Raw genomic sequence first — 15,842 nt, 5'->3', positions numbered from 1 at the left:
AGGGGCCGGTCCGAGTGGCGTGGTGGCGGGCAGGGGGCTGGCGGCGTGGGTCGCCGGTTCGGTCGACCGGGGGGATGCCCCGGCCGTGGTGGTCGTGGGGACAACGGTGACGTGGGTGCCCGATGCCCCGTTCTGGGTGGTGTGTGCGGTGTTCGGCAGGTCCACCGGAGTCTCCTCACATCCGGGGAGTGAGCAGCAGCCGGACAAGGTCCTGGCTGCGCTCGCGTGGTGCAGTCTTCGCAGTCCGGGGCTTGTGGCCGGACTCTGGCGGGGGCCGGACGGTGTGGGTCACCGAGCCGTTCTGATGCCCCCGTCACCAGCGAGTCTTGTTCGGCTCCGTGGATCCGCACTCAAGCAATGTGCGTACGGCACCGGCGTCAGAAACGACGACCGTTCACCCGCAGGGGGATCAGCTCCAGATCGAGGTGAGCGATGGCTCCGACGCGGCCCGCCCCATCGGGGTCACGCCCATCAGGTCGCACAGCATCCGCAGCACGCGGTAGTGGTCGACCCGGTCGCCGTACCGTCCGGGGCGGACCCCGGCCCCGACCACCACGGTGGCGACGTGGTTGCCGGCGTTGTCGTCGTCCTCGTCCCACGTCAGCACCAGCAGGCTGTGGTGGGTGCGGGCCCAGGTCGCGTAGGAGCCCAGGTGGGCGGCCAGCCATCGGTCGCCGGTGGCGACGCTGCCGTCGTGCATGTCGTTGACGACGTTGGGGACGACGAAGGACAGGGCCGGCAGCAACGCATGGTTCGCCGGCCAGCGGCTCAACGGCTGGTTCGCCGACGCCGGGACGGAGCTGAAGTTGACCCAGGGGTTGTGCCGGCGCGCGTAGGAGCCGGCGTCGCACCCCGTGAACCCGGTGGCGGGCAGACCCTCGGAGTACCCGACGAACCGTCGCCCCGACGCCAGCACGCGGCTGCCGATGTTGGCTCCCGTGTACGTGTGCGGGCACGAGTCGTCGCCCAGCCCCTGGGTGGACCCGGAGAACAGCGCGAGGTAGTTGGGCTCGCTCGGGTGCGTCACGGCATACGACTGGGTGAGCAGCGCCCCTGACCGGGCCAGGCTGCTGATGAAGGGGGCGTCCGCGGACCCGATGACCTGCCCGTAGGAGTGGTTCTCCATGACCACCACGACGACGTGGGCCGGACGGGGAACGCGTCCGACCTGCGCCGCGGCGGCGGTGGCGGGTCGGACCGATGCCGTGGGTTGGACGCCACCGGCTGCCGCCGGCATGGCACAGGCGGCGACCAGGGACGTGACGGCGGCGACCCGCGTCGCCGCGGTCAGGACAGGACGTGTCGCAGTGGTCATGGGGCCCTCCCCAGATGACTCGGTGGTCCGACGTGGTCGGGTGTGCGGCCCTCGTTCGAGGCTACGACCGAAGCCGGCGGCCGACGACGGCCAGAGCCTGTGAATCCCGTGACGCCGGGCGCGCCTCCGGCGACCACCGGTGCGGTCGGCGTCGTGCCCGGGCCGCCCGGGACAAACGTCCCTGTCGGGGACTTCGCGCAGACCCACGATGAGTCCGAGCGGAGGCAGGCATAGCCGCGGCCGGCGCACCGCTGTTCGCGTGACCCCGTCGAGCCGGTAGGGGAGGGCCCCATGCAGGTGCCGTCACCGTTCGAGTACGAACGGGCTTCGTCCGTGGACGAGGCCATTGCGTTGTTGCAGCGCCACGGGGAGGGCGCCCGACTGATCGCCGGAGGCCACAGCCTGCTCCCGCTGATGAAGCTGCGGCTGGCCTCACCGGAGGTGCTGGTCGACATCAACGCGCTGACCGACCTGCAGCGGATCCGGGTCGACGCCGACGCCGTGCGCATCGGCGCCATGGTGCGTCACGCGGAGCTGCTCGCCTCGGCGGTGGTCGGAGAGCACTTCCGCCTCCTGCACGAGGCCGAGCAGGTGATCGCCGACCCCGTGGTGCGCAACCGCGGCACGGTCGGCGGGTCGCTGTGCCAGGCCGACCCCGCCGAGGACCTGTCAGCCGCGTTCGGGGCGTTGCGGGCCGAGGTCGTCATCCGCGGCGCCGGCGGCGAGCGCGTCGTGCCGGTGCGCGAGCTGGTGACCGGGCCGTACGAGACCGTCGTCGCGCCGGACGAGATCCTCACCGAGGTGCGGGTGCCGATCCGCCCGGGCACGGGCAGCAGCTACCGCAAGGTCGAGCGCCGCGCGGGGGACTGGCCGATCGCCTCGGCGGGGGCGGTGGTCCGGCTGGAGGGCGACACGATCGCCGAGGTCGGCATCGGGCTCGCGGCCGTGGGCGCGGCGCACTCGGTCGTGCCCGGCGCCGAGGACGCCATCCGGGGACGTGCCGCCGACGAGGAGAGCATCGAGCTCGCGGCGGTCCGGGCCAGCGAGGAGTGCTCGCCGACCACCGACCAGCGCGGGCCGGCCGACTACAAGCGCGCGCTCGTGGCGGAGCTGGTCCGTCGTGTGCTGCGCACGGCCATCGCCCGCAGTCGCGGAGAGGAGGCCTGACGCCATGCAGGTGACCATGACGGTCAACGGGACACAGGTCAGCGAGGACGTCGAGCCACGGCTGCTGCTCGTGCACTTCCTGCGGGACACCCTGCGGCTGACCGGCACCCACTGGGGCTGCGACACCTCCAACTGCGGGGTCTGCGTGGTCCAGCTCGACGGGCTGCCGGTCAAGAGCTGCACCGTCCTGGCGGTCATGGCCGACGGCCACGACGTGCGCACGGTCGAGGGCCTGGCCGACGGCGCCGAGCTCGACCCGGTGCAACAGGGCTTCATGCACGAGCACGGCCTCCAGTGCGGCTTCTGCACCCCCGGGATGATGCTCACCGCCCGCCACCTGCTCGACACCAACCCGCACCCCACCAACGAGGAGGTGCGCGGGGCGATCTCCGGCCAGATCTGCCGGTGCACGGGCTACGAGAACATCGTGCGGGCCATCCAGTGGGCCGCCGAGCACCCGAAAGACGTTGCCACTGAAGGGGTCTCGTCATGACGACCACCGAGCAGCAAGCGCACGCAGAGGTCGGCTTCGGACGCCGCCACCGCGTGGAGGACGCCCGGTTCCTGCGCGGCAAGGGGCAGTACGTCGACGACATCACCCTGCCCGGGATGCTGCACGGCGCCATCCTGCGCAGCCCCCACGCCCACGCCCGGATCGTCTCGATCGACACCTCCGAGGCCGAGGCCCACCCCAAGGTCAGGGCGGTCATCACCGGGGCGACGCTGGAGTCGCTGAAGCTGGCCTGGATCCCGTCCCTCTCGCACGACGTCATCGCCGTGCTGGCCACCGACAAGGTGCGCTACCAGGGGCAGGAGGTGGCGTTCGTCGTCGCCGAGGACCGCTACGCCGCCAGGGACGCCCTCGAGCTCATCGACGTGGACTACGACGTGCTCGACCCGGTCATCGACGCGCGGCGGGCCCTGGACCCGGGCGCACCAGTGATCCGCGACGACATCGAGGGCAAGACCGACAACCACATCTTCGACTGGACCGCCGGCGACAAGGACCAGACCGACGCGGCGTTCGCCTCGGCCGAGGTCGTCGTCAGGCAGGACATGCTGTATCCGCGGGTGCACCCCGCACCGCTGGAGACGTGCGGCTCGGTCGCGTGGATGGACCCGGTCAGCGGCAAGCTCACCATCTGGTGCACCACCCAGGCGCCGCACGCCCACCGCACCCTCTACGCCCTGGTCGCCGGCCTGCCCGAGCAGAAGATCCGGGTGGTCAGCCCGGACATCGGTGGTGGCTTCGGCAACAAGGTCGGCATCTACCCCGGCTACGTGCTCTCCGTCGTCGGCTCGATCGTCACCGGTGCCCCGGTGAAGTGGGTCGAGGACCGCTCGGAGAACCTCGTGTCCACCTCGTTCGCCCGCGACTACCACATGCACGGCGAGATCGCGGCCACGCGTGACGGCAAGATCCTGGGTCTGCGGGTGGACGTGCTCGCCGACCACGGAGCGTTCAACAACACCGCCCAGCCGACGAAGTACCCGGCCGGCTTCTTCCACATCTTCACCGGCAGCTACGACTACCCGGCCGCCTACTGCACGGTGAAGGGCGTCTACACCAACAAGGCGCCCGGCGGGGTGGCCTACGCGTGCTCGTTCCGCGTCACCGAGGCCTGCTACCTCGTCGAGCGGATCGTCGACTGCCTGGCCGACGAGCTGGGGATGGACCCCGCCGACCTGCGGATGAAGAACCTGCTGCGTCCCGAGCGCTTCCCCTACCTCTCACCGACCGGCTGGGAGTACGACTCGGGGGAGTACCCGCGGGCGCTGGCCAAGGCCATGGAGATGGCCGGCTACGAGCAGCTGCGCCAGGAGCAGGCCGACAAGCGCGAGCGCGGCGAGCTCATGGGCATCGGGGTCAGCTTCTTCACCGAGACCGTCGGCGCCGGGCCGCGCAAGCACATGGACATCCTCGGCCTGGGCATGGCCGACGGCGCCGAGGTGCGGGTGCACCCGACCGGCAAGGCGGTCGTCCGGCTGTCGGTGCAGACCCAGGGCCAGGGCCACGAGACGACGTTCGCCCAGATCGTCTCGGAGGTCACCGGCATCCCGTCGGCGGACATCGAGGTGGTCCACGGCGACACCGACAACACCCCGTTCGGACTGGGCACCTACGGCAGCCGGTCCACCCCGGTGTCCGGGGCCGCGGTCGCCGTCGCCTCCCGCCGCATCGTCGACAAGGCCCGGCTGATCGCCTCGGCCATGCTCGAGGTGTCCCCGGAGGACCTGGAGTGGGACCGCGGGAGGTTCTTCGTCAAGGGCGACCCGAGCACCGCGAAGACGATCCAGGAGATCGCGTTCGCCTCGCACGGCACCCAGGAGCTGCCCGAGGGGGTCGAGGGCCACCTCGACGCCGAGTGCGTCTACGACCCGCCGAACCTCACCTATCCCGTCGGCGCCTCCATCTGCGTGGTGGACGTCGACAAGGGCACCGGGCAGGTCAAGGTGCGCCGGTTCATTGCCGTCGACGACTGCGGCCCGCGGATCAACCCGATGATCGTCGAGGGCCAGGTCCACGGCGGCCTGGCAGACGGGGTCGGCATGGCGCTGATGGAGGTCATCGCCTTCGACGAGGAGGGCAACTGCCTGGGCGGGTCGTTCATGGACTACCAGCTGCCCACCGCGCTGGAGTGCCCCAGCTGGGAGCTCGGCGAGACGGTCACCCCCTCACCGCACCACCCGCTCGGGCTCAAGGGCGTCGGTGAGTCGGCCACCGTCGGTTCGCCCCCGGCCGTGGTCAACGCGGTCATCGACGCGCTCAAGCCGTATGGCGTGCGGCACGTGGACATGCCACTCACCCCGGCGCAGGTCTGGCGCGCGATGCAGGGCCGGCCGTTCCGCACCGACCTCGCCATCACCGACGAGTGAGCCCCGAGCACCCGGAACGCTGATGCCCGCCCACCTCGACCTCGCCGGACGGGCCGCGGCGCTGAGCGCCGAGGGCACCCCGTTCGTCTGGGCGACCGTGGTGCACGCCCACCGGCCCACGAGCGCCAAGGCCGGTGACTCGGCGATCGTCCTGGCCGACGGGCAGATCGACGGCTTCGTCGGCGGTGAGTGCGCCGAGGCCACGGTCCGCGCCCAGTCGCTGGAGGCGCTCTCCACCGGGCAGACCCGGCTGCTGCGCGTCGCCCCCGGCGAGGAGGAGACCGGCCTGCCGGACGAGGACGGCGTCATCACCGTGCACAACCCGTGCCTGTCCGGGGGCACCCTCGAGATCCTGCTGGAGCCGTCGGTGCCGCTGCCCGTGGTCGCGGTCGTCGGGTCCGCGCCGATCGCCACGGCGCTGCTGCGGGCGGACCGGCTCTTCGGCCTGCAGGTGCGTGCCCTCGCCCCGGAGGAGGAGCTGCCCGAGGGCACCCTCGCGGTCGTGGTCGCCTCGCACGGGCGCGACGAGGAGCCGGTGCTCACCGCGGCGCTGCGCGCCGGGGTGCCGTATGTCGGGCTGGTCGCCAGCCGCCGCCGCGGTGCAGCGGTCCTGGCCTCCCTCGACGTCGAGGACGCGCAGCGGGACACGGTGCACACCCCTGCCGGGCTGGACATCGGGGCCCACACCGCCGACGAGGTGGCCCTGTCGATCCTCGCCGAGGTGGTGGCGACCCGCCGCGCGGCGGGGCCGGCCCGCGCTGCACGCGCGGAGGCGGCGGCCACCCCACCGGCCCCGCCGACGGCGCGGGACCCGGTCTGCGGGATGACCGTGGCGGCGGTGCCCACCAGCGTGCACGTCGACACCCCCGCCGGGACGGTGTGGTTCTGCGGCACCGGCTGCCGCACGGCATACCTGGACAACCCGGCGGCGTACGCGACGTGACCAGCCCCGACACCGCCACGGTCGCCGACCTGCTGCCCGACGTGGCCGCGCTGCAGGCCGGGCTGGACGCCGTGGACTACCTGGCCGACGAGGGCACCGCCACCGCGCTGTTCTGCGCCGCGCGCCTGGCCCAGCCGGTGCTGATCGAGGGCGAGCCCGGGGTCGGCAAGACCCAGGCCGCGACCTCCCTGGCCCAGGTGCTGCGCACCCCGCTGGTGCGGCTGCAGTGCTACGAGGGCATCGACGTCGCCGAGGCGCTCTACGAGTGGAACTACCCGCGCCAGCTGCTCAGCATCCGGCTGGCCGAGTCCCGCGGCGAGATGCTCGAGGACGCCGACGTCTTCGGCGAGGAGTACCTCGTCGCCCGGCCGCTGCTGACCGCGCTCCGCCACCCCGGCCCGCGTCCGGCGGTGCTGCTCATCGACGAGGTGGACCGTGCCGACGACGACTTCGAGGCGTTCCTGCTGGAGCTGCTCGCCGACGCGGCGGTGACGATCCCGGAGATCGGGACCCTCCGGGCCGCCTACCCGCCCATCGCGGTGCTCACCTCCAACCGGACCCGGGAGCTGCACGACGCCCTCAAGCGGCGCTGCCTGTTCCACTGGATCGAATATCCCTCGGCGCAGCGCAGCGCCGAGATCATCCGGCGCCGGGTGCCGGGCAGCTCGCGGACGCTGGCCGAGCAGGTCGCCCGGACCGTCGAACGGCTGCGCCGGCTCGACCTCCAGAAGCCGCCGGGGGTGGCCGAGGCGATCGACTGGGTCGCGGCGCTGGAGCTGCTGGGCGCGCGCGCCCTCGACGCCGGCGCCGTCGAACGCACCCTGGGCTCGGCGCTGAAGTACGTCGAGGACCAGCAGGTGGCGCGCGAGGCCGGCCTGGCCACGCTGGTCGCCGGGTGAGCCGGCGGCGGCTGTGAGCGCGGGGGTGCCGGCCGACCTGGCCAGCGTGTTCGGCCTCTTCGGCCGGGAGCTGCACCGGGCCGGGATCCCGGTGTCGCCGAGCGAGTCGGCGCAGCTGGCCCGTGTGGTGCAGGTCTGCGACCCACTGACCGTGGACCAGCTGTACTGGTGTGCCCGGGTCAGCCTGCTGCGGTCCCCGGACCAGGTGCCGGAGTTCAACGCGGTGTTCGCGCTCGTCTTCCGCGGGTTGGCCGACGTGGCCGAGCATCGCGGCCAGGAGCCGTCGGCCCTGCGCTCGGAGTCCCGGCCTCCGCGCCAGGCAGCGGGGGAGCAGGGGAGCGAGCGACCGCCGGCCGGGCCGGCCGGCACCCGCGCGGGCCCGGCGGGGGAGCAGGAGGGTGACGCCGAGCCGCATGTCCTGCGGGCGCTCGCCAGCAGCGAGGAGCGGCTGCGGCACGCCGATCTCGGCGCGCTGAGCGACGCGGAGCTGGCCGAGGTGGCGCCGCTGCTGCACCAGCTGCTGACCACGCTGCCGACGCGGCGCAGCCGCCGCCGGCACCGGCACCCGCGGGGGGACCGGCTGGACGTGCGCGCCACGATCCGGCGCAGCATCCGCTCCGGCGGGGACCCGGTGCTGGCCGTGCGGCGCTCCCGGCGGCGCCGCCCCCGGCGGCTGGTGGCGCTGCTCGACATCTCGGGGTCGATGGAGCCCTACGCCCGGGCCTGGTTGCACCTGCTCTGGGGTGCGGCGACCGTCGCCCGCGCCGAGGTGTTCGTCTTCGGCACCCGGCTGACCCGGCTCACCCCGGTGCTGCGGACCCGCAGTCCGCAGCAGGCCCTGGCCCGCGCCGGCCGGGCGATGCCCGACTGGTCCGGTGGCACCCGGATCGGTCACAACCTCAAGGCGTTCATGCACCGCTACGGCCGCAGCGGGATGGCCCACGGCGCGGTGGTGCTCGTCGTCTCCGACGGGTGGGAGCGGGACGACCCGGCCGTCCTGGGGGCGCAGATGGAGGCCATCGCCCGCCGGGCGCACCGCGTCGTGTGGGTCAACCCCCGGGCGGTCGCGCCGGGGTTCGCGCCGGACACCGGCGGCATGCGGGCGGCGCTGCCCTTCTGCGACGACCTGCTCAGCGGGCACTCGGTCGAGGCGCTCGCGGAGGTGGTGGCCGCCCTGGGCGGCGACCGGCAGGTGACCGGCCGGCATACCGGCCGGTAACCGGACCTGAGCGTCCCCACCGGGAACCACGGGCCTGTGTGCGACGATGCACCCGATGAACGCACACGGTGAAAGGAACAGCCGGTGAAGGGCAGGATCCTCGTCGTCGACGACGACCTCGCGCTGGCGGAGATGCTGGGCATCGTCCTGCGCAACGAGGGCCTCGAGGTCGTGCACGTCGCCGACGGTTCCTCGGCGATGGCCGCCTTCCGCGAGAGCCGGCCCGACGTGGTCCTGCTCGACGTGATGCTCCCCGGGATGGACGGCATCGAGGTGTGCCGCCGCATCCGTGGCGAGTCCGGCGTGCCGATCGTCATGCTCACCGCGCGCAGCGACACGGTGGACGTGGTCGTCGGGCTGGAGTCCGGCGCCGACGACTACGTGGTCAAGCCGTTCAAGCCGCAGGAGCTCATCGCCCGGGTGCGGGCCCGGCTGCGCCGCGGCGACGAGCCCGAGCCCGAGCGCCTGGAGATCGGCGACCTGGTCATCGACGTGGCCGGCCACTCGGTCAAGCGTGACGGGCAGCCGCTGTCGCTGACCCCGCTGGAGTTCGACCTGCTCGTCGCGCTCGCGCGCAAGCCGTGGCAGGTGTTCACCCGCGAGGTGCTGCTGGAGCAGGTCTGGGGCTACCGCCACGCCGGCGACACCCGGCTGGTCAACGTCCACGTGCAGCGGCTGCGCTCCAAGATCGAGCAGGACCCTGAGCACCCCGAGATCGTCGTGACGGTGCGTGGCGTCGGCTACAAGGCTGGTCCGAGCTAGCCGATGTCCGAGCCGAGCCGCCCGGCGCCCGAGCAGCCCTCCCGGTTCGCGATCCGCAGGACCCGGGTACTGCGCAGTGCCGGCTGGGCCGTGGCCCGGGCCCGCGCGGCGGTGCTCGGCTCCGGGCGCTGGCTGGCCCACCAGTGGCGCGCGTCGCTGCAGTTCCGGGTCATCTCCATGACCATGCTGCTGGGCCTGGTCGTGGTGCTGCTGCTCGGGTCCTACCTCTACCAGCAGATCGCCGACGGCCTGGTCTCCGACCGGGTCAAGTCCGCCACGGAGGAGGCTGCCCAGGGCACCCGGGCCGCGCAGACCCGCTTCGACGCCGCCGACCGGACCGACCCGACCAGCCTGAGCGTGCTGGCCACCGACCTGGTCCAGCAGCTGGCCTCGCCGGGCGCCGACCACGCACGTGACGTGATCCTCACGCGGGCCCTGCACAACACCCGCACGCCGGTGGTCGCGACCCGCCTCTCCGGCGACGTCGGCCTGCCCAGCGTGCCCGCCGAGCTGCGCCAGGCGGTCGCCGCCGACGCCACCCACCAGCACGTCCAGATCATCGCCACCAGCTCATCGGACACCGGGGCTGCGGTGCCGACGGTCATCGTGGGCAGCCAGGTCTCGCTGCCCGTGGCCGGCACCTACGAGCTGTACTTCGTCTTCCCGATGGAGCGCGAGCAGGCGACGCTGAAGGTCGTCGCGCAGACGTTCACCTTGGGCGGTATCGCCCTCGTGCTCATGGTCGGTGCGGTCGCCTACGTCGTCACCCGGCTCGTGGTGGAGCCGGTACGCCGTGCCGCCGAGGTGGCCGAGCGGCTCGCCTCCGGTGGGCTGCACGAGCGGATGCGGGCCCGGGGGCAGGACGACCTGGCCCGGCTGGCCAAGTCGTTCAACGCCATGGCCGAGAGCCTGCAGAAGCAGATCCGCCAGCTCGAGGACCTCTCCCGGGTGCAGCAGCGGTTCGTCTCCGACGTCTCCCACGAGCTGCGCACCCCGCTGACCACGATCCGCATGGCCGGCGACCTGATCCACGACTCCCGCGACGAGTTCGACCCCTCGGTGTCCCGCTCGGCCGAGCTGCTCCACGACGAGCTCGACCGGTTCGAGTCGCTGCTGGCCGACCTGCTGGAGATCAGCCGCTTCGACGCGGGGGCGGCGGCGCTCGACCTGGAGGCCACCGACCTGCGCGACACTGTGGCCCGGGTGGTGGAGGCGACCGTGGCCCTGGCCGAGCGCCGCGGCAGCGTGGTCCGGGTCGACGCCCCGCACCGGGCGTGCGTCGCCGAGATCGACCCGCGACGCGTCGAGCGGATCCTGCGCAACCTCGTCGTCAACGCGATCGAGCACGGCGAGGGCCGGCCGATCGTCGTGCGCGTCTCCTCCAACGGCACGGCGGTCGCGGTGACCGTCCGCGACCATGGCGTCGGGCTGCGCCCCGGCGAGGCCGCGCTGGTGTTCAACCGGTTCTGGCGCGCCGACCCGGCCCGCGCCCGCACCACCGGCGGCACCGGGCTCGGGCTGGCCATCGCCCTGGAGGACGCCCACCTGCACGACGGCTGGCTGCAGGCCTGGGGGGAGCCCGGACGCGGTTCCTGCTTCCGGCTGACCCTGCCCCGCCGCGCGGGCGTGGGCATCGACCGCTCGCCGCTGCCCCTCACGCCGGAGGAGGAGCAGCATCGGTCCACCCGGGGCGTCGGCGGGCCCTACCAGCAGCTCGGCCGTCAGGCCGAGAGCTCCCGATGAGACCGCGCGCGCTGGCGGCCGTCCTGCTCGGGCTGGCCCTGGCGACCGGCGGCTGCGGCGGCCTGCCCACCACCGGGCCGGTGCGCGAGGGTCTTTCCGTGGGGAGCCCTCCGGTGGAGCCGGTGCGGGTGCTGCCCGACGGGCCGGCCGCCGGGGCCACGCAGGAGCAGATCGTCCGGGGCTTCCTGCGGGCGGCGGCCGGCTTCGACGACGACCACGCCGTGGGCCGCTCCTTCCTGCTGCCCAACGTCGCCCAGAGCTGGGTGCCCGACCACGGCGTCACCGTCTTCCCCGGCGAGTCCTCGCTGTCGGTCCGGTCGCTGCCCGGGGACCGGGTGCGAGTCACTGTCCCGGCCACGGCGACCATCGACGAGTCCGGCCGCTACCGCGAGCTGCCGAACGGCTCCACCGCCAGCGCCACGTTCGGCCTGCAGCAGGCCGGTGGGCAGTGGCGGATTGCCAGCACCCCGGCCGGCTTCGGGCTGTGGCTCAGCGAGGCCGACCTGGACCGCCTCTACCGCGCGTTCGCGATCCACTACGCGGTGCCGGCCACCCGGACCCTGGTGCCCGACGAGCGCTGGTTCCCCCTCACCCCGGGGCTCGCCACGACCCTGGCCCGGGCCCAGCTCGGTCCCGTGCCCGACTACCTGCGCGGAGCGGCGGTCAGCGGCGTGCCCGAGAGCACCCGGCTGGCCGTCGACGCGGTGCCGGTGGAGAACGGCCGCGCCGCGGTGGACCTGTCGGTCAGCGGCCTGGTCGCCGACCCGGAGCTGCGGCGGGCGATGTGGGCCCAGTTCGTGGCCACGCTGACCCAGGCGCCGACGGTGTCCTCGGTGTCCCTGCTCGTTGGCGGCAGCAAGGTCGACCTGCAGGGGGTCCCCGAGGCGCCGTCCAGCCTGGTCCAGGTCGGCTACCCCGAGGACAGCGACGACACCCAGGTGACCAGCGTGGTGGTGCGCCAGGGCACCGCGCTCCACCGGCTCGACCCCGGCCGGCTCGGTGGCACCGAGGACCCGCGGCGGGCCCCGGCCAGCCTCACCAGCGAGCTGCCCGCGATGCCGCTGACGTACGGGCCGCTGGCGCTCTCCCGCGACGGGGCGGAGGTGGCGGCGGTGACCACCGACGGCACCAGCCTGGCCCGGTGGCGTGGCACGAGGCTGATCCCGGTGGCTCCGTTCGCCCGGGACCTGACCCGCCCCGCGTTCGACAGCCGGCACGGCCTGTGGGTGGGCGGGACCAGCGGTGGCACGCCCCACGTCTACGTCATCGACACCTCCGCGAGCCCTGCGGCGCCGCATGCGGTCGACGTGCCCTGGCTGGGCGGCCGGCGCGTGGTGGCGCTGCGCGTGGCCGCCGACAGCACCCGCATGGTCCTGGTGACCCGTGGCCCCGATGGCGACGTCCGCGTCGACGTCGTCGGCATCGTGCGCGCGGCCAACGGCGCCCCGCGCAGCCTGACCATGCCGTTGCGGGTGGGGGAGCGGCTGACCACGGCCCGCGACGTGGCCTGGGTGGACTCGCGGACGGTCGCGGTCCTGGGCTCGGCCGGCGAGGCGGACCCGTTGCGGCCCTACCTGGTCGAGGTCGGTGGCCCGACCACGGCCCTGGCGCCGGTGGCCGGTGCGGTGTCGCTGACCAGCACCGGCGGACCCCGTGGGCTGGTCGTGGCCAACGACCGGGGTCAGGTGCTGACGCGCGCCGGCAACGGCTGGGTGGTCGAGAGCAGCGCCAACGACCTGGTCGTCCCCGCCGGATGAGTGGCTGGGGACGGTCACGGGAAGGCGCGACCGCCAGGCGGGCTGGAGATGACGAGGAAGTCGCGCACCCACGTCCATTGCAGGACCAGGCCGGCGGCAGCCAGCACGCCCACGAGGGCTAGCTGGATGCGCCGGTCCCGGCTTCCCGTGGTTGGAGCGGGAAAGAGCCAGAAGAGCGGGAAGGCCAGCAGCAGGTAGCGCACGATGCTGGACCCGGGGGCGGTGCCCGCGAGGAGGTACATCGGGTATGCGGCGGACCACGTCCGTAGCTCCGGTCCCCAGGGACGAGAGGCTCGCCCGGCCACCAGGAAGCCGAACAGCCCGACCAGCACGGCGAAGATGGTCAGTCCGATCAGGCCGCCGTTGGCCCAGATGAACGCCAGCCACGCCATGCCCGGGCGGATGTGCTGGTAACCGCCCCAGCCCGCCATGGTCCTCAGGTAGGCATCGGGGTGGCCGGTGCGAACCGCCGCGACGGCCGGCCAGACCCCGGTCAGGAGCAGGCAGCCCACAGCCAAAGCGCTCACCATGGCCCGCTCACGGACGGGGAACGGCTCGGAGGCGCGGGAGCGGTAGCGGAGCCAGCCGTGCACCAGGATCACGGGGACGATGGCGAGCACAATTGGTCGCGTGAGTGCGAGAGCGCCCAGCACAGGGATGAGGCCGAGGTAACGGCGCCGCCGCAGCAGCAGGAGCGCCCCAGCGACGAGGGCCAGGGCCAGGCTCTCGGTGTAGGCGATCTGAAGTGCGGGAGCCGCCATCGACACACACAGAAGGACAACCGTGGCCTTCGCGGCAAAGGTGCCCGCGCTGTCACGGATGAGTCGGTGAACCAGCATGACCGCCAGCAGGCCCACGGTCGCACTGAGCGAGGCGGCGGCGACGTCGAAGCCGAGGCCACTCAGTGCCATCAGCAGGCGGACCGCCATGGGATACAGGGGATAGAAGGCCCATTCGTTCTGGCGAACCTGCCCGGCCTGGTCCAGAGGGAGCTCCGAGGGGTAGCCGCTGAGGGCGATCCGCTCATACCACTGGCCGTCCCAGTTCGTCGCGACGCCGAGGTAGCCGGGTGCGGCCGGGCTTGGTCTGGCGAGGTTGTAACCGCTGGCACCCTCGGAGATGGCCACCTGCTCGCGGGCAGCCACGGCGATCAGGATCGCGGACACTGCTCGTGCCGCGAGGTAGATCGCGAGGGGAAACCGGACCGAGCGCCACAACGCCATGATCCGGACCGGTGCACCAGTGACGTCCCAGCGGAGAGCCGGGGCTTGCGTCGTCATGCGGCGGTCCCTGCCAAGCCCGCGGTGAGAGGTGACCCACTCTGGATTGCGGTGGATCGGCGTGGCGACGCGAGCGTGGACATCATCCGGTTCCCCCCTGAGAACGACGGGTCGAGAGCGCTGCAGTTGGTGCGGGTATGTCATCAGTTGCTGCTGCCACCAGACATCGTGCGGCCCGGTGTGTCATCTCGACCGGTCGGACCATTGACATCGGGCTTCAGGATGTGGTCGGAGCCTCGAGCAGCGAGAAGCGCGCCGTCGAGGCGGTGACCCGCCAGCCCAGTTCCTCGCGCAGGGCGAGGGCGAGCGGCGAGCGGGTCTCCAGCACCGCGACGCGGGCCCCCGTGTGCTGCACGAACTCCTGCCACCCCGGCCGCACGGCCTCGGCGCGCCGGTAGGCGTCGATGTAGGCGGGGTCGTAGATCTCCGAGCGCAGGTCGATGACCGGGACGAGCTGGGGCTGGGACCACAGCAGCCAGCCGCTCTGGGCGAAGTCGTCGAGCACGACCGTGCCCTTCGGCAGCGCCGACAGCGGCGCCGACAGGCCGGTCGGCACCCCCGAGGGGCGTGCGGCCACCTGCCCGCACAACGGCATGGCGAGGGCGGCCGCGACGACCAGCGCGGCCAGCCAGGCCAGCACCTCCCGTCGGCCGGCGCGGGTCGGCCGCGCCGAGCGCAGCCCCTGCAGCGCCCCGGCGAGCAGGGGAGCGGCGAGGGTCGCGCCCACGGCCACGGTGCGCAGCATGGCCAGCGTGGCGACCACGGAGGCGGCGGCGAGCAGCAGCGACAGCCAGGACGTGGGCCGGCCGGAGCGCACCCACACCAGCACCGTCGTGGCCACCATGACCAGCACGACCACGGCGAAGACGTTGCCGACGGTCGTCGGCTGCCACTCCTGCACGAACCGGCTCGCGGTCGAACCGACCTGGAACGGCGTCAGCAGCAGTCGGGGCCCCACCGGGGTCAGGGCGGCCACGACCACCGACAGGGCGGGCACGAGCAGCAGGCGCAGCGCCGCGGCACGGCCCACGCGCCGGTCCAGCACCAGGCCGGCGACGAACACCACGCCGACCACGGGCCCGACCGACCACAGCCCGTGGCAGCACGCCCACACCCACGTCAGCGGCACCAGCCACCAGCGCGGCCGCAGGTCGTCCGCCGTCCGCCACCAGGCGCCGACGGTCACCGCCAGCAGGACGAAGCTGACCAGCTGGGGTCGCTCCGACAGGCTGCCGCCGGTGCCGACCAGGGCGGCGATGGCGGCGATGACGGCCGGGACGCTGTCCGCGACACGGCGGCACGCCCACACCAGCGCGCCCAGCAGGGCCAGCATCGCGGCGCAGCGCAGCCACGCCACCCCCGGCAGCCCGGCCAGCTCGTTGGCCTTCGCGGCCACCACCTCGGGCAGCCACTGGGTCAGCACGAACGGGCGGGTCGACGCGGGCACCCAGGGGTCGGGACCGGCGAAGGAACCGCCGTGCAGCACCAGCTCGCCGGTCTTGAGGTGCCACCAGGTGTCCGGGTCGCTGACCGCGCGGACGCCGAGCTTGACCGTCGCGGCGACGGTGAACAGCGCGAACGCCGGGGCCAACCAGCGCGGGTCACGGTGCTCCGTGGCCGGTGCGGGCGTCGTCGTCGCCGGGGTCTGGCGGCGGCTGAGCAGGGTCATGGCGCCTCCAGCAGCGTGTACCCGCGGTCCTGCCCGAGCGTGCGCCAGCCGAGGCGTGCGGCGAGGGCGCCGGTGAGGGGGGAGCCGGTGCGGAGCACGGCATACCGGGCCCTGGTGTCGCGCACGAACTCACGCCACCCGGGGGCGGCGGTGGTGGCGACCACGTAGCGGTGCAGCCACGCGGCGGAGTAGACCTCCGAGCGGATGTCGA

Annotated in this window: 13 protein-coding genes; 9 read left to right on the top strand and 4 right to left on the bottom strand. The window is 73.5% G+C overall.

The window, feature by feature from the left end:
- Nucleotides 1-409: 409 nt before the first annotated feature.
- Nucleotides 410-1,315 (bottom strand): alkaline phosphatase family protein, encoded by a 906-nt coding sequence (locus tag ACXVGS_RS04760; protein WP_458528088.1) that lies wholly within the window; start codon nt 1,313-1,315, stop codon nt 410-412.
- 291 nt (nt 1,316-1,606) lie between these two features.
- On the opposite strand from ACXVGS_RS04760, the gene ACXVGS_RS04755 reads away from it, so the two are divergent.
- The 9 genes from ACXVGS_RS04755 to ACXVGS_RS04715 all read left to right on the top strand — a co-directional run bounded on the left by ACXVGS_RS04755 (nt 1,607) and on the right by ACXVGS_RS04715 (nt 12,682).
- The gene (locus tag ACXVGS_RS04755) at nt 1,607-2,482 is read left to right on the top strand and encodes an FAD binding domain-containing protein (protein WP_458528087.1); all 876 of its coding nucleotides are present in this window, start codon (nt 1,607-1,609) and stop codon (nt 2,480-2,482) included.
- 4 nt (nt 2,483-2,486) lie between these two features.
- A complete protein-coding gene (locus tag ACXVGS_RS04750) occupies nt 2,487-2,975 on the top strand; it encodes a (2Fe-2S)-binding protein (RefSeq protein WP_458531576.1) in 489 nt (162 codons plus the stop codon).
- Nucleotides 2,972-5,359 carry an aerobic carbon-monoxide dehydrogenase large subunit gene (locus ACXVGS_RS04745; protein ID WP_458536680.1) on the top strand — a complete coding sequence of 796 codons (2,388 nt, stop codon included), beginning with the start codon at nt 2,972-2,974 and terminating at the stop codon, nt 5,357-5,359. The genes ACXVGS_RS04750 and ACXVGS_RS04745 overlap by 4 nt, the downstream gene beginning before the upstream one ends.
- Nucleotides 5,360-5,381: 22 nt before the next feature.
- Nucleotides 5,382-6,302: an XdhC family protein gene (locus ACXVGS_RS04740; protein ID WP_458528084.1), complete on the top strand. Its 921-nt coding sequence runs from the start codon at nt 5,382-5,384 to the stop codon at nt 6,300-6,302.
- On the top strand, nt 6,299-7,201 hold the full coding sequence (locus ACXVGS_RS04735; RefSeq protein WP_458534182.1) for an AAA family ATPase: 903 nt from the start codon (nt 6,299-6,301) through the stop codon (nt 7,199-7,201). The genes ACXVGS_RS04740 and ACXVGS_RS04735 overlap by 4 nt, the downstream gene beginning before the upstream one ends.
- Before the next feature lie 13 nt (nt 7,202-7,214).
- Nucleotides 7,215-8,420 (top strand): vWA domain-containing protein, encoded by a 1,206-nt coding sequence (locus ACXVGS_RS04730; RefSeq protein ID WP_458536679.1) that lies wholly within the window; start codon nt 7,215-7,217, stop codon nt 8,418-8,420.
- Nucleotides 8,421-8,504: 84 nt separating this feature from the next.
- Nucleotides 8,505-9,182, top strand: a complete 678-nt coding sequence (gene mtrA, locus ACXVGS_RS04725) for an MtrAB system response regulator MtrA (RefSeq protein WP_141787439.1) — start codon at nt 8,505-8,507, stop codon at nt 9,180-9,182.
- A 3-nt stretch (nt 9,183-9,185) separates the two neighbouring features.
- Nucleotides 9,186-10,925, top strand: a complete 1,740-nt coding sequence (gene mtrB / locus ACXVGS_RS04720) for an MtrAB system histidine kinase MtrB (protein WP_458528081.1) — start codon at nt 9,186-9,188, stop codon at nt 10,923-10,925.
- Nucleotides 10,922-12,682: an LpqB family beta-propeller domain-containing protein gene (locus ACXVGS_RS04715; RefSeq protein ID WP_458531578.1), complete on the top strand. Its 1,761-nt coding sequence runs from the start codon at nt 10,922-10,924 to the stop codon at nt 12,680-12,682. Before mtrB ends, ACXVGS_RS04715 begins: the two co-directional genes overlap by 4 nt.
- Nucleotides 12,683-12,696: 14 nt before the next feature.
- On the opposite strand, the gene ACXVGS_RS04710 is transcribed toward ACXVGS_RS04715, so the two are convergent.
- The 3 genes from ACXVGS_RS04710 to ACXVGS_RS04700 all read right to left on the bottom strand — a co-directional run.
- Entirely contained in the window at nt 12,697-13,962 is a 1,266-nt protein-coding gene (locus tag ACXVGS_RS04710) for a hypothetical protein (protein WP_458531579.1), read from the bottom strand.
- 217 nt (nt 13,963-14,179) lie between these two features.
- On the bottom strand, nt 14,180-15,631 hold the full coding sequence (locus tag ACXVGS_RS04705; protein WP_458528078.1) for a hypothetical protein: 1,452 nt from the start codon (nt 15,629-15,631) through the stop codon (nt 14,180-14,182).
- Nucleotides 15,628-15,842 (bottom strand): hypothetical protein (locus ACXVGS_RS04700; protein WP_458536678.1); only part of this gene is annotated, 215 nt, incomplete at its 5' end. The genes ACXVGS_RS04700 and ACXVGS_RS04705, both read right to left, overlap by 4 nt.

It is taken from the genome of Oryzihumus sp. (genome assembly GCF_054325275.1).
This window is presented reverse-complemented; position numbering and strand designations above follow the sequence as displayed.

Excerpts from the sequence above, each read along its gene's own strand:
- ACXVGS_RS04760 (WP_458528088.1), bottom strand. The coding sequence starts at position 1,315 with ATGACCACTGCGACACGTCCTGTCCTGACCGCGGCGACGCGGGTCGCC.
- ACXVGS_RS04755 (WP_458528087.1), top strand. The coding sequence starts at position 1,607 with ATGCAGGTGCCGTCACCGTTCGAGTACGAACGGGCTTCGTCCGTGGAC.
- ACXVGS_RS04750 (WP_458531576.1), top strand. The coding sequence starts at position 2,487 with ATGCAGGTGACCATGACGGTCAACGGGACACAGGTCAGCGAGGACGTC.
- ACXVGS_RS04745 (WP_458536680.1), top strand. The coding sequence starts at position 2,972 with ATGACGACCACCGAGCAGCAAGCGCACGCAGAGGTCGGCTTCGGACGC.
- ACXVGS_RS04740 (WP_458528084.1), top strand. The coding sequence starts at position 5,382 with ATGCCCGCCCACCTCGACCTCGCCGGACGGGCCGCGGCGCTGAGCGCC.
- mtrB (WP_458528081.1), top strand. The coding sequence starts at position 9,186 with ATGTCCGAGCCGAGCCGCCCGGCGCCCGAGCAGCCCTCCCGGTTCGCG.
- ACXVGS_RS04715 (WP_458531578.1), top strand. The coding sequence starts at position 10,922 with ATGAGACCGCGCGCGCTGGCGGCCGTCCTGCTCGGGCTGGCCCTGGCG.
- ACXVGS_RS04710 (WP_458531579.1), bottom strand. The coding sequence starts at position 13,962 with ATGACGACGCAAGCCCCGGCTCTCCGCTGGGACGTCACTGGTGCACCG.
- ACXVGS_RS04705 (WP_458528078.1), bottom strand. The coding sequence starts at position 15,631 with ATGACCCTGCTCAGCCGCCGCCAGACCCCGGCGACGACGACGCCCGCA.